The 12,918-nt window shown below is 37.3% G+C and carries 14 protein-coding genes and 1 riboswitch; of the genes, 2 read left to right on the top strand and 12 right to left on the bottom strand.

Translation table 11 applies throughout. The features are described from left to right. Nucleotides 1-87: 87 nt before the first annotated feature. Together MOK21_RS01570 and MOK21_RS01565 are read right to left on the bottom strand one after the other, a co-directional pair. Nucleotides 88-1,104, bottom strand: coding sequence for an inorganic phosphate transporter (locus MOK21_RS01570; protein WP_249072179.1), 1,017 nt, complete (start codon nt 1,102-1,104; stop codon nt 88-90). Nucleotides 1,105-1,119: 15 nt separating this feature from the next. Continuing rightward, entirely contained in the window at nt 1,120-1,740 is a 621-nt protein-coding gene (locus MOK21_RS01565) for a DUF47 domain-containing protein (RefSeq protein ID WP_249072177.1), read from the bottom strand. Nucleotides 1,741-2,268: 528 nt separating this feature from the next. Between MOK21_RS01565 and MOK21_RS01560 the strand changes: the two genes are divergently transcribed. Continuing rightward, on the top strand, nt 2,269-3,036 hold the full coding sequence (locus MOK21_RS01560; protein WP_249072175.1) for a sulfite exporter TauE/SafE family protein: 768 nt from the start codon (nt 2,269-2,271) through the stop codon (nt 3,034-3,036). 14 nt (nt 3,037-3,050) lie between these two features. Here MOK21_RS01560 and MOK21_RS01555 read toward each other — a convergent pair whose 3' ends face one another. After that, nucleotides 3,051-3,317, bottom strand: a complete 267-nt coding sequence (locus tag MOK21_RS01555) for a hypothetical protein (protein WP_249072173.1) — start codon at nt 3,315-3,317, stop codon at nt 3,051-3,053. Nucleotides 3,318-3,504: 187 nt separating this feature from the next. On the opposite strand from MOK21_RS01555, the gene nhaC reads away from it, so the two are divergent. After that, entirely contained in the window at nt 3,505-4,887 is a 1,383-nt protein-coding gene (gene nhaC / locus MOK21_RS01550; protein WP_249072171.1) for a Na+/H+ antiporter NhaC, read from the top strand. Between the two features lie 191 nt (nt 4,888-5,078). On the opposite strand, the gene MOK21_RS01545 is transcribed toward nhaC, so the two are convergent. The 9 genes from MOK21_RS01545 to queC all read right to left on the bottom strand — a co-directional run bounded on the left by MOK21_RS01545 (nt 5,079) and on the right by queC (nt 12,691). Then, nucleotides 5,079-6,008 (bottom strand): LCP family protein, encoded by a 930-nt coding sequence (locus MOK21_RS01545; protein WP_249072169.1) that lies wholly within the window; start codon nt 6,006-6,008, stop codon nt 5,079-5,081. Between the two features lie 30 nt (nt 6,009-6,038). Beyond that, complete coding sequence (locus MOK21_RS01540) at nt 6,039-6,683, bottom strand: helix-turn-helix domain-containing protein (RefSeq protein ID WP_249072167.1); 645 nt, start codon at nt 6,681-6,683, stop codon at nt 6,039-6,041. Between the two features lie 110 nt (nt 6,684-6,793). Further along, the gene (gene ytaF, locus MOK21_RS01535; RefSeq protein WP_249072165.1) at nt 6,794-7,426 is read right to left on the bottom strand and encodes a sporulation membrane protein YtaF; all 633 of its coding nucleotides are present in this window, start codon (nt 7,424-7,426) and stop codon (nt 6,794-6,796) included. 665 nt (nt 7,427-8,091) lie between these two features. Beyond that, the gene (bioF, locus tag MOK21_RS01530) at nt 8,092-9,264 is read right to left on the bottom strand and encodes an 8-amino-7-oxononanoate synthase (protein WP_249072163.1); all 1,173 of its coding nucleotides are present in this window, start codon (nt 9,262-9,264) and stop codon (nt 8,092-8,094) included. 2 nt (nt 9,265-9,266) lie between these two features. Further along, a complete protein-coding gene (gene bioW / locus MOK21_RS01525; protein WP_249072161.1) occupies nt 9,267-9,998 on the bottom strand; it encodes a 6-carboxyhexanoate--CoA ligase in 732 nt (243 codons plus the stop codon). After that, complete coding sequence (locus tag MOK21_RS01520) at nt 9,979-10,482, bottom strand: hypothetical protein (RefSeq protein ID WP_249072159.1); 504 nt, start codon at nt 10,480-10,482, stop codon at nt 9,979-9,981. The genes bioW and MOK21_RS01520 overlap by 20 nt, the downstream gene beginning before the upstream one ends. A 351-nt stretch (nt 10,483-10,833) precedes the next feature. Beyond that, a complete protein-coding gene (gene queE / locus MOK21_RS01515; RefSeq protein ID WP_249072156.1) occupies nt 10,834-11,562 on the bottom strand; it encodes a 7-carboxy-7-deazaguanine synthase QueE in 729 nt (242 codons plus the stop codon). Further along, nucleotides 11,555-12,028 (bottom strand): 6-carboxytetrahydropterin synthase QueD, encoded by a 474-nt coding sequence (gene queD, locus MOK21_RS01510; RefSeq protein ID WP_249072154.1) that lies wholly within the window; start codon nt 12,026-12,028, stop codon nt 11,555-11,557. Before queD ends, queE begins: the two co-directional genes overlap by 8 nt. A gap of 3 nt (nt 12,029-12,031) precedes the next feature. Next, nucleotides 12,032-12,691, bottom strand: coding sequence for a 7-cyano-7-deazaguanine synthase QueC (gene queC / locus MOK21_RS01505; RefSeq protein ID WP_249072553.1), 660 nt, complete (start codon nt 12,689-12,691; stop codon nt 12,032-12,034). A gap of 128 nt (nt 12,692-12,819) precedes the next feature. Then, nucleotides 12,820-12,866: riboswitch (PreQ1 riboswitch) on the bottom strand. Nucleotides 12,867-12,918 lie beyond the last annotated feature (52 nt).

Raw genomic sequence — 12,918 nt, 5'->3', positions numbered from 1 at the left:
CTTGGGCCATTTCTATTCGTCGCTCTACCTATCCGATCAATCAAATAAAAAAAGGAATGCACGCAATTTGTGCATTCCCTCATTATGTTAGAAAAATAAACTTAATATAAAGTAAATAGCTGCAGCCATGACTGCGGAAATTGGCATTGTGATTACCCATGTTGTCACAATTTTTCGTGCCATGCCCCATTTAACACCTTTTACACGGTGCGCTGTTCCAACACCCATGATGGATGAAGAAATAACATGAGTTGTAGATACAGGTAGATGAATTAATGTCGCACCGAAAATGATAGAAGCAGAGGCAAGGTCAGCTGCAACGCCATTGACTGGACGGATTTTCATAATTTTTCCGCCAACTGTTTTGATGATTTTATAACCACCTACAGATGTACCAAGACCCATCGCACATGCTGCAGCAAAACGTACCCAGAAAGGAATATCATCTGTATGATGCAAGCCTCCTGCGATTAAAGCGAGTGTAATGATCCCCATCGCCTTTTGTGCATCGTTTGTACCGTGCGTAAACGATTGTAAAGCTGCTGTACCAATTTGCATTGTCCGGAAGCCTTTATTCGTTCGATATAAATTCATATCCTTAAATAATAATTTAAATAGAGACATCATTAAGAAACCAGCTGCGAACGCAAGTAATGGTGAGAAAATAAGCGCCTGAATGATTTTTATAAAACCGCTATAGTTCAATATATTAAAGCCCGCCGCAGCAATTGCAGCACCTGCCACAGAGCCGATTAAAGTATGCGATGAACTTGACGGAATACCAAAGTACCAAGTGATCAAATTCCATGTGATTGCTGATAATAATGCCGCTAAAATAACGACAGAACCTGTAGTATCTCCATTAAAAGCATTTAGGCTGAACGGGTCAACAATATCTTTTGTTAATGCTTTCGCTACCCCAACGAATGTAATAGCTCCGATGAAGTTCATAAGTGCAGCCATGTATATTGCTGTACGTGGCTTTAATGCCCTTGTTGATACAGAAGTTGCTATCGCATTGGCCGTATCATGGAAGCCGTTAATAAAATCGAATACAAGTGCAAATATAACGACTAATATTGTTATCAGTAATATCGTATCCATTTCGTACACTCCATCTTACGCGTTACGCATAATTATTGTTTCAATTGTATTTGCTACTGTTTGACAGTAGTCTGCAATATCTTCAAATTGTTCATATATACTCTTGAACACGATGAGGCGCATTGGATCTTTTTCTTGAATAAATAATTGCTTCATAGACGAGCGGAAAATTTCATCACATTCACGCTCATAATCCTTAATTTGAATAGCATGTTTTCGCATTTCAACAAGCTTTTTACTATTTAACAGCTCCATTGCTTGAACCATTTCATCTGTACTTTTTGCAATATATGTTAAGAATTGGCGCATTGGGTCTGTCACTTCTGTTAAATTGTACATATCAAAATGTGCAATACAACCTTCCATACCATCAATAACATCATCTAATTTATTGGCAAGTGATAAAATATCTTCACGCTCGATCGGAGTCATAAATGATTTATTGAGCATAACGATCAGCTCATGAATTAATTTATCACCACTTGTCTCATATCGCTTCATTGTGTCTGCGATTTCTTTTAATGAATCTATATTTTCAATACGTGCGTTATGAGCGTAATAAATACCTTCTTTAACGTTTTTAGAAATGTTTAATAATGCTTTAAAAAATGGATCTTGCTTGTTTGAGTTGAACATCATGTTCCTCCTGTTGAATGAATATTGTCGATTTCTGCAATCATCATAACAAAACTTTCACATAATTCTACAACTTTTTAAACATAAACGAGTTGAATTTACAAAAATGTAATATAAAATTTGCCACAATTATTTTAAGGTGCTTTTCCAAGTTGAAAACGTTGGAAACTCGATAACAAAAATTATCGATATTTCTTCAAATATTACCGTTATTTCTTTTATTTTTATAAAAATACTTGAAAAAACTTTTTTTCTTGCAATTTTTTCATCGTTATCAATGTTAAGGAATTGTAAACGCTATTTACATTCTATTAAACCTTTGCTGTCGCTACGCTTTCGCCTAGAAAATGACCTCAGGACGTGGTGTTCTTAGACTGAATTCCTCTATTTCAGTGGATATCCAAGCACTCCGGTGAAAGAAGTTAAAAAAGTAAAACTGCATTGTCAATTATGACAATTCACAGTATGGTTATAAGAATAGAGTAACTTACACAATATGCGTTATAGAAGGGTGTGCGTATTATACATATGGACATTGATTTACTTTCGCTTGCAATACTTTTAGTACTTGGCTTTATCGCATCTTTTTTAAATGCGATTGTCGGTGGCGGAGGATTAATTTCGTTACCTGCGCTTATGGCTATTGGTTTACCCCCAAGTACAGCGATTGCCACAAACAAACTCGCTAATACAATTAGCAATGGGACTAGCATGTTAACTTTTTTACGAGCTGGCAAAGTTGATGTAAAAAAGAATGGGAAAATAATACCTTTCATTTTTATTGGTTCATTCATTGGCGCATATACTGTGCATCTCGTATCACCATCTATTTTAAAGCCTCTAATGCTTGTTATGCTCGTCCTTGTTACAGCTTATACAGTTTTCAAAAAAGATTGGGGGCAGCAACCAGAAGAGCGATCATTAAGTACTGTGAAGAAAATAGCTTTTGTTGGTGCTTTTACTGCTGTAGGCTTTTACGATGGTTTCTTCGGTCCTGGCACTGGCTCTTTTTTTATTTTCATTTTATTAATGATGGGAAATGATTTTTTGCAGGCTGCAGGAAATGCAAAAGCCTTTAATTTCACATCAAATTTAGCTGCACTTGCTATGTTTTTACTATTAGGAAAAGTTAACTTTTTATACGGTCTACCGATGGGCTTTGTCATGATTTTTGGAGCGATTATGGGTTCAAAATTTGCGCTGAAACGTGGAACAAAAATGATGCGGATTATTTTTATCATTATGACTTGTACATTAATTGTCAAAAATGCATGGGATTTTTTTAGTATTCATTAAAATGGGTCACATTATTACATGTGGTTGATTTCCGTTCCGACTGGGCACTTTGTTGTCGCTGCCGCTTCGCTTTCGCACAGAAAAACAATTGTTGCTGCCGCTTCGCTTTCGCACAGAAAAACAATTGTTGCTGTCGCTCCGCTTTCGCACAGAAAAACAATTGTTGCTGTCGCTTCGCTTTCGCACAGAAAAACAATTGTTGCTGTCGCTTCGCTTTCGCACAGAATACATTTGTCGCTGCCGCTTCGCTTTCGAAAACATTCGTCGCTAATGTTGATCAAGAAGGCTTATCATAGGATGAAATGAGCCATTATGTTCAGTTTTAAAAAATCACTTAAGGAAAATACGATTGATTTCATTGACAACATTTATCAGTCAATTGACAAAATTTATTTGCGTGCTATAATACTTTTGGGCTTCACCGCATTGAAGCGGAGAAGTCCTACTAGGAATACTAGGAGGATTAGCATGTTTCGAATTGAAGCAAAGAGTAACCCTCGATTTATCGAGGCAAGCTTTATCATACTTTTAATTATCGCCATGATGGCATTAAGTATTTGGTATTTAAAGGCGACACCCCATATACCTATTTTTCTAATTATTTCACTTTTGCTTGCTTATGGATTACTAAAAAAAGTTCCGTTTCGTGAGCTAGAAGCTGGTATGATCGCTGGTGCAAGTGCTGGACTTGGAGCCGTTTTTATTTTCTTCTTTATTGGTATTTTAATTTCGAGTTGGATTATGGGTGGTACAATTCCAACACTTATCTACTATGGCTTTTTAACAGTTTCTCCAAGCTTTTTCTTTGCAATCGTATTTTTGATTTGCAGTATCGTTGGTGTTTCAGTTGGTAGTTCTTTAACTACTGTTGCGACAGTGGGCGTTGCGTTTATGGGGATCGCTGGTGCAATGGATATTTCTTTAGCTATAACCGCTGGTGCGATTGTTTCCGGAGCTTTCTTTGGTGATAAAATGTCTCCCCTATCAGATACAACAAATCTGGCATCTGGTACAGTTGGTGTAGATCTGTTCGAGCATATTAAAAATATGGGTTGGACAACAATTCCAGCTTTCGTTATCTCATTCGTTCTTTATGCAATTATTTCGCCAACAGAAGCAAATACTTCATTTGAAACTGTTGAGCAATTTAAAGAGGGATTACTGTCAACTGGACTTATTCATTGGTATACATTATTGCCAATTGTTGTTCTTGTTATTATGACTTTTTATAAAGCACCTGCACTTATCACACTCGCAGTAGTCTCAATTATTGGCGTTGGTCTTGCCTACATACAAGAACCAATTGCTCTATCGAATGTCTTTAAAATTCTTTTTGAAGGCTATGTATCTAGTACTGGATTTAAAGACATAGATGCATTACTGACTCGTGGTGGTATGAACAATATGTTCTTTACCATTGCTTTAGTCTTATTAGCCTTAACAATGGGCGGTCTATTATTTACACTCGGCATTATTCAAAGTATTTTAGGGAAAGTTGAGAGCTTCTTTAAGAGCGCTGGCTCAGTTATTACAGGAGCCGCTATTACAGGAATTGGTATCAACACATTAATTGGGGAGCAATATTTATCCATCTTATTAACTGGTGAAGCATTTAAAGCACAATTTGCTAAGGTTGGACTTGCCCCCAAAAATCTATCCCGTGTGATGGAGGATGCAGGTACTGTAGTCAATCCTCTTGTTCCGTGGAGTGTGTGTGGTATGTTCATTGCTAGTGTGCTAGATATCCCGACAACGTCTTACCTGCCATTTACCTTCTTCTGTCTTCTCGGACCCATTTTGACTATTATCTTTGGTTGGAGTGGTAAAACATTAACAAAGCTTGAAAAATAAAATTAGTAGCTGATGAATATATCAGCTACCTTTTTTTGTGACGTTGATGAGCCAGCGTTGCTTTGAAAATAACTTACCATTATCAGGAGACTATGTATCAATGCAAAATAATAAAAAGAGTATGTTTTGAAGGAATAGTTCAAAACATACTCTAATTTTATCCTGTCTTCTTACGTAAAACTTAATCTGTTTTAGTCATTTTCCTTTGCGGATAAAAACTCTTCTATCGCCTGTTTGTTCTTATCTAAGTCAATATCCAAGACTTCCCCAACGTCCACGCGTTTATCTTCATAAGAATCTGCGGTAGGAATTCGTAAAGTGTCCATACTGTTAGATTTTCCATTGACAATCCCTTTTCCAATTGTAAGGATTGTTTTATTATCAACGTTTGTATCCACATAGGAATCTACAACGCCCAGTATTTTCGGCAAATTCATGAAGCTTGAAACACCGATTTGTTCTTTCACCTTAGTCAAAACCTCTTGCTGGCGTTCCACTCGCCCAAAATCACTTAAACGATCGTGGCGGAAACGTACATAGCCTAATAACTCATTTCCGTGTAAAGTTTGTTCTCCGGGATGTAATGTCATACCAATTCCATGTGACATTTCATAAGGAATATCAACCTCTATCCCATCTGGTGCTAAAAGATCTATAATTTTAGGGAATCCTTTAAAATCCACTAGAGCATAGTAATTAACATCGATATCGAAATTTTGCTTAATTGTTTTCCTTACAAGTTCAGGACCTCCAATAGCAAATGCAGCATTTATTTTATCCATTCCATGATCCGGGATGTCGACATACGTATCCCTCATAATAGAAATCAGTTTTACCTTATTTGTCGTTTGATCGTAGTGCGCAATCATTAAAGTATCTGATCGACCATCCTCGTCTCTAGCGTCACTTCCCATTAACAGTACATTAATCTGACCAAATTGCACATCCGCACCTTCAAATGGGTCAAATGCATTCTCGCTATCTTTCAAGTGACTATCTTCTGCCATAGCCAATCCGCTATTGTATTGATACACCGAATAAATAATCCCTGCTACGAGTATTATTGCAAATGCTAAGAACAAATTTCTTAGCCATTTACGGCTCTTTTTGCTTCTTCTCATAAATAAATCCACCTATCACTTAAGTTTAAGTTAATTTTTTAATAATGCCTTTGAAGTTAGTTGTACAGCTATTGCATCGTCTAAATAACCAATAGGAAATAAATAATCCGGTATTACATCTACTGGGATAATAAAATATAATAATGCGCTTCCGATTATTGTTAGTTCAAAAAGTGTCCCTTTCCCAGAGGCAAATTTAGCATACAACTCTTTTAATTTGCTTATAAATGGACCAATGCTACCTACACTCTTAATTTTTTCATCAAAATCCTTTAGTATCGAATTTTTACCTTCCTCTGTTTGCGCATAGAGTCCATAGCTTTCTAGTTTCTGTTCAACATTTGCCACTGAAAATTCATCATCATAAACTTTCGAAGACTTGAGAAAAGCTTGTATTGCATCAACAGACGTATGGATATCTGAATCTGACTCTTCTTGTCTCTGTTCAATTGGGTATCCTGCTGCTTCAAAAAGATTGATTAAAGGAACCTCAAGACAGTCGGCAAATTTTTCTAAATGCTGTGGTGTCGCTTTTCTCTTTCCATTAATGATGCGTGAGATCGTAGCTGTGTCGATTCCAGTTTGTTCACTAAACTTCCGCATAGATAATGAACGCTCTTTCAATAACTCCCTCAGCAATGAACCAAGAGTATTACTATTTATCTGTTCAGCCATTTCCGATTCTCCCTTCTTTCCGTGAATAACGTGACGTAACGCAATTGTCTAATATGAAATTACCATTCTCAAAAGTGTATAATTCCGTTGACATTTTGTCAACAACTAAGTCAGAAGAATGCGCCAAAAGCGACTATTAACAAAATAACTCCGCTAATAATTGTTCCAAATTGTCCTAGAGTAAATGAACCGATTCGGACATCTGCTACTTTACTTCCTAACAGAACCCCTAACCAAACAGTAATAAAACTCCCAATTGCAGCAGTTATTGAGATGACAAGCGGGGAAAGACCGAGTAAACCTGCACCTACCCCATTCGTAAGTGCATTCGCTGATAAAGCGATGCCAAGTAGTACAGCTTCTCCCCATCCAATTTCTCCAGACTTATTAAACTGAGCTTCCTCAGGATTTCTTAAAATATCCTGAACAGTATTTGACTGAATCTCATAGCTACTCTCCTCTGTTGAAGTTTCTTGTTTCTGAGGTTTAGCCAAAAGGATAATCCGAATTCCGATGATAAATAATAATAACGCTCCAATTATCACAGGAAGCATACCTGGAAGAATTTTAGAGAGCCAAACGCCAAATGAGATGCCCCCCATACTCATTAGAAAACAAATAATCGAGATTAATATATTTTTATCAAATCGAACATTTATCTTCCGAATCCCGTAAGACAGTCCGACACCCAAATTATCAATGCTAGATGAAAAAGTAAAAGCAACGATCATCAACCAATTCATTCAACCACTTCCCTTATTTTTTCTATAGCATATTATTTATGTTGACAAATGGTGCCTAATTGTCTAAAAAATGTTGACAAAAAATCAACACTGCTTAGTAACACCATGAAATATTGCTCGGTCAAAGTCTTGAATAGACAGTCGAGATGAATGGATAAACCGCTCTAAATCGTGGATAGATAGTCAATATTCATGGATAGAACACTCAAATTCGTGGATAGAAGTCAAAGTCGATGGATTAACCGCTCTAATTCTTTGGATAGAAAGTCAATATTCATGGATAAAACGCTCTATTTCGTGGTTAGATAGTCAATATTCATGGATAGAACACTCAAATTCGTGGATAGAAGTCAAAGTCGATGGATTGACCGCTCTAATTCTTTGGATAGAAAGTCATTATTCATGGATAAAACGCTCTATTTCGTGGTTAGATAGTCAATATTCATGGATAGCCCGCTATTTCGTGGTTAGAAAGTCAATATTCATGGATAAAACGCTCTATTTCGTGGTTAGATAGTCAATATTCATGGATAGAACACTCAAATTCGTGGATTGAAGTCAAAGTCGATGGATTGCCCCCTAATTCGTGGAAAGAAAGCTAAAAGACTAATCAAAATGTGAATTAAATCAACAATTTAATTAGTCTTTTAATAAATCTTATTAACTTATACTATAATACCCATCTCTTTTCCAATTTTTTTAATTTTATATATGACTGTATTGAGCTGTTCTATTGTATGTGTGGCCATCACTGTTATCCGCAATCGGCTTGAATCTTTTGGCACAGTTGGTGGCCGAATTGCTGGTATAAAGACTCCTTCTTCCATTAGTTTCTCAGAAAACTGCATTGCTTCATGGGAATCACCAATATGAAGAGAAATAATTGGCGTTTCTCCTTTCCTAACTACAAAACCGGATTCCTCCAATTTCAAACGTAAATACATTGCATTATTTAATAATTGTTCCCTTCGTTCGGGTTCATTTTGAATAATGGAAAGTCCTTCTCGTGCTGCTTCAATCGCGCTTGGAGATAAACCAGTTTGGAAAATAAATGATCTAGCGTTATTCAGTAAATAGTTCTTTGCTATTGACGACGTCGCCACAAAGCCTCCCTCTGCACCAATCGCTTTACTCAATGTGCCTACTGTAAAATCGATCTCCTCTTTCAATCCAAAATAATCAGCAGTACCACGACCATCACTTCCTAAGACACCTGTCACATGCGCATCATCAATCATGATGTAAGCATTGTATTTCTTTGCTAACGTAACTATTTCGGGTAGTGGAGCAATATCACCATCCATACTAAAGACGCCATCCGTCACAATTAACTTCTTTCCATCTCCACGTGATTGCCTCAATTTATACTCTAAATCCACCATATCCGCATGTTCATACACAATTGTTTTTGCTCGACTAAGTCGACAACCATCGATAATACTCGCATGATTCCAGGCATCAGAAAATATAAAATCCCCTGCCTTCATCACACTCGAAATCACTCCAATGTTCGCTAAATAACCACTGCTAAAAACAATAGCAGCTTCCGTTTTTTTAAAATCCGCAATTTCAGCTTCAAGTTGTTCATGAATGTCAAAATTTCCGGTAGTTAATCTCGAACCACCAGCTCCTGTACCGTATTTATTAATACCTTCAGCTGCTTTTTTTCTCAACCGAAAATCTGTTGCAAGGCCTAAATAGTTATTAGATGAAAAAAGCAGGAATTTCTCACCATTTACGATGACCTCACACTCATTTCCATTTGAAAACGAACGTAACTTCCTGGTCAATCCTTTCTCTTCTATTAATTGTAGTTCCCGTTGAAACCAATGATCCATTTTTAATCCCTCCTAATAAGAACCGGTACACTTTCTAAATAGTCTATAAAAGATTCTAGTTCAACTTCATCTGACACAAAATAAATCCGTCCACCGCTTTCACAGCCTTCCCTTTTTAACGGTGTAATTCTGACATAACCAATGTCACGATTACTTACATATCCAGTCACGTAATCAGGATCGTCAGACCAACATAATTCAGCAATTGTATAGGGGGAATTTGCCACTTTCGACGCCAGAGCCAATGCCTCACGAACACGCTCATTAAGTTCTTCATTAGCATCTCGCCAATCGATTCGTGATACACGAACACCCTTTTGTCCCCGATCGTCAAGACGTAAGCCCGTTTTACTATTTAGGATAATGGCCCCACGGAGATTTTGATGACTACTAAGTTGATGAAAAGCAACATTCAGTGCATGTTCCGAAACACCTAATGATGTTAGTATCTTTCTTGCTTCATGATGGGCCATTTCGATTGAAGCCGCCTCAACTGACGTAATTTCTAAGGGTGGTATATACTCAATCTGATCACGCGCAATTTTTTCAACGGTAATTTGAATAAAGTCTGCATCTCCACGTGAATGATTACTTGCTTTGTTCAGTAACTGTTTTACAATTGGCTCTATTTGTGATTTACTACCTATCCTTTCACCTCCAGAGATATGCTTTTCTCCTAGTTCATGGCATCTTTCAGCCGCACGCATTCGAATGCTATAACACGCTTTTAACATGATTATTACCTGCTACTTTCCTATTAATTGTATGTAATATTTTCGTTATGGGATAAACACTAACAGCTGTGATTACCATGCCTGGAATAGCCAAAATTAATAACGGCAAAAATGGAGTCCCTAACGTAAAAGCCAAACCAAATCTAGCAATCGTTGTTCCAATTGGGCCTGCCAAAACAAGTACTGGAATGGACGTCCCCAATAAAACAATGAGTAGACCTACAGTCAATCGAAAAATTAATGAGATTTCCACATTTAAGATTGAGTGTATACCTAGTAAAAATAACATTAAACTTGCAATGATCCCGGCAAGGAAATATCGCTTAAATCCGAAAACTGCTGCAATCGCAACTGCAATGGGTGCTGATAATTGAAATTCAGACCCAGGAATACCTATTGGAATTTTAAACATGCCAGAAACGATAATCAGACAAGCTAGCAATGAGATCTGGGCAAGATCATAAGTAGAAAACTTACGAATCATTTTCTTCCTCCTATTTTTCTGCATTTGTGTTAACTTTAATTAATTATAAGTTAACACAAATATAGATTCGAAAGTAGATAAAATGGTAGGATTTTTTACTATTTATGAAAATACAGCAACAACCTTTGACCTTTAACAGAAAAACTTTTGTGTTGCTTGGCACATTCATCAAATTTTATATCTAGCCTACTATCGCATGCTTTCTTCATTTCCGTATCGCCACGAACACCTTTGCACTTGCTAGGAAAAGATTACATCCATGCTGGGCGCACGAAAAAAGTATAGGCCAAATTAGCCTATACTTTCATACCGCCCAAAGTTATGAGCATATTCTTTGTTTGTAATGGCACACTATACCCCTCTTTTATTCCCCCAAACAAGAGCATGCAGCTGAGGAAGTACTTTGACATCTCTTAATTCTTCATCTTTTATCACTCTATCAATCAGCGCATGATACTTATCTAATAAATGTACGATTAATCGTGAATTGTCAGTCGTTGTGACATCATCATTACCGACTTGGAGATACAAAGGTATCATTGGATATCGATGGTGAATTTGTTTAGCATAATCGTAATCCTCTTGATTAAAAACGACTATTTTGAGGGACATATGGTGATTACTGTTTCGATTTATAAGTTTTTCGATGATATCAGAGAGTACCGAAAAGTCTGTGGTCATTCCAGAACTAGGTGGCTTTGGTGAAATTGTTAGTTCATCAATGTCATACATCCATTTTTGCCATCTGCTTCCCTGGGTTTCCATCGCGATCTTTATATCGTTTTCTTTTAAAATTGCAATGAGCTCTTCCAAATTTCGAATGAGTGCAGGATTCCCACCTGAAATCGTGACAAATGAAAAGCCATTGCCTCCTAGACGTTTTAACTCAGACCAAATCTCTTCCGCTGTCATTTGGACAATAAGATGCTTCCCGCTGCCATCCCACGTAAACGACGAATCACACCAAGAACACGAATAATCACAGCCGGCAGTTCTCACAAACATTGTCTTTTGGCCAACTACCATTCCCTCACCCTGAATCGTTGGTCCAAAAATCTCGATAACAGGGATCTTACTCAACTTCCATCCACTCCCGTCTCGCTTCTGCATAGCTTGTGGGCGTTTCATATAGCCTAATAAACTCTACACGCGCACCGTTATATGTTTGTGTATCAAGCAAGGCCTCCGCCAACTTTTCGTAAATCCAAACAACAATATTCTCTGCCGTCGTATTCATCGGTGGAAGCGTTTCATTCAAATAACGGTGATCCAAATGAATCTCAATTTTTTCTTTCCATATTTCTTTTATATCGCCAAAATCAATCATTAAACCGCGTTCATCTGTGTATCCACTCAGTCCTAAAACTACGCGATACGTATGACCGTGCAGGTTTTTACATTTCCCCTCATAATGATGTAAATGATGAGCAGCATCGAAGGTAAATTCTTTGCTTACGAGAACTCGCTTTGCATGATAGTTCAATTGATTTCTTTGAATATCTTCATCTATTTTTTGGAGCTTCTCGACGATTACGAAATCTGACATATTTTAAGACTCCTTCCTGTAACTCAAATATTCATCAAGCCCTCTTTTTCGCAGTTTACATGCTGGGCATTCCCCACAGCCATCTGCTATTACACCGTTATAGCAAGTCAACGTTCTTTCCCGAACAAATTCAAGTGCCCCAAACTGATCAGCAAGCTCCCATGTTTGTGCCTTATTCAGCCACATCAACGGTGTATCAATCACAAAGGAATCATCCATTGATAAATTTAACGTTACATTCAAGGATTTAATAAAAACATCTCGGCAATCCGGATATCCGCTAAAATCCGTTTCACAAACACCCGTTACAATATGCTTAGCTCCTACTTGGCTCGCTAAAACGCCAGCAAATGAAAGAAAGAGAAGATTTCGACCAGGTACAAACGTCGATGGAAGCTCACCATTTTCTCCGTCTTCTACCTTTATATCTTGTCGTGTTAATGCATTTGGAGCAAGCTGATTCAGTAGTGACATATCAAGAATGTGATGCTTAACACCGAGCTCCGCTGCTATTTCTTTTGCACATTCAATTTCAAGACGATGCCTTTGACCATAATTAAACGTAACTGCCTCAACCTCTTTAAAATGTTCTTTTGCCCAAAACAAACAGGTTGTACTGTCCTGACCTCCACTAAATACAACAATTGCTTTTTCCTGCTTCATCACGTAAAAAAACCTCCTTGTAAAATGTTTCCCAACACTTTTCAAGAGAGGCATCACCAATTTCTATTAAAACATAAGTAAAAACATATAAAAAAGCCACGTCCGATATGGACATGGCCTATTGTCATGTTTCCATAGTTTTTTATAGAGGGTATCAGCTATGAACCTCTCCCGTTCGAGTCCGGGCATTCTATTCTTCAATATAATATAAAAGAATAGTACAAAAT

Source organism: Lysinibacillus sp. BPa_S21, assembly GCF_023337795.1.
In the GTDB taxonomy this organism is placed as follows: Bacteria; Bacillota; Bacilli; order Bacillales_A; family Planococcaceae; genus Lysinibacillus.
This window is presented reverse-complemented; position numbering and strand designations above follow the sequence as displayed.

Excerpts from the sequence above, each read along its gene's own strand:
- MOK21_RS01570 (WP_249072179.1), bottom strand. The coding sequence starts at position 1,104 with ATGGATACGATATTACTGATAACAATATTAGTCGTTATATTTGCACTT.
- MOK21_RS01565 (WP_249072177.1), bottom strand. The coding sequence starts at position 1,740 with ATGTTCAACTCAAACAAGCAAGATCCATTTTTTAAAGCATTATTAAAC.
- MOK21_RS01560 (WP_249072175.1), top strand. The coding sequence starts at position 2,269 with ATGGACATTGATTTACTTTCGCTTGCAATACTTTTAGTACTTGGCTTT.
- nhaC (WP_249072171.1), top strand. The coding sequence starts at position 3,505 with ATGTTTCGAATTGAAGCAAAGAGTAACCCTCGATTTATCGAGGCAAGC.
- MOK21_RS01545 (WP_249072169.1), bottom strand. The coding sequence starts at position 6,008 with ATGAGAAGAAGCAAAAAGAGCCGTAAATGGCTAAGAAATTTGTTCTTA.
- MOK21_RS01540 (WP_249072167.1), bottom strand. The coding sequence starts at position 6,683 with ATGGCTGAACAGATAAATAGTAATACTCTTGGTTCATTGCTGAGGGAG.
- ytaF (WP_249072165.1), bottom strand. The coding sequence starts at position 7,426 with ATGAATTGGTTGATGATCGTTGCTTTTACTTTTTCATCTAGCATTGAT.
- bioF (WP_249072163.1), bottom strand. The coding sequence starts at position 9,264 with ATGGATCATTGGTTTCAACGGGAACTACAATTAATAGAAGAGAAAGGA.
- bioW (WP_249072161.1), bottom strand. The coding sequence starts at position 9,998 with ATGTTAAAAGCGTGTTATAGCATTCGAATGCGTGCGGCTGAAAGATGC.
- MOK21_RS01520 (WP_249072159.1), bottom strand. The coding sequence starts at position 10,482 with ATGATTCGTAAGTTTTCTACTTATGATCTTGCCCAGATCTCATTGCTA.
- queD (WP_249072154.1), bottom strand. The coding sequence starts at position 12,028 with ATGTCAGATTTCGTAATCGTCGAGAAGCTCCAAAAAATAGATGAAGAT.
- queC (WP_249072553.1), bottom strand. The coding sequence starts at position 12,691 with ATGAAGCAGGAAAAAGCAATTGTTGTATTTAGTGGAGGTCAGGACAGT.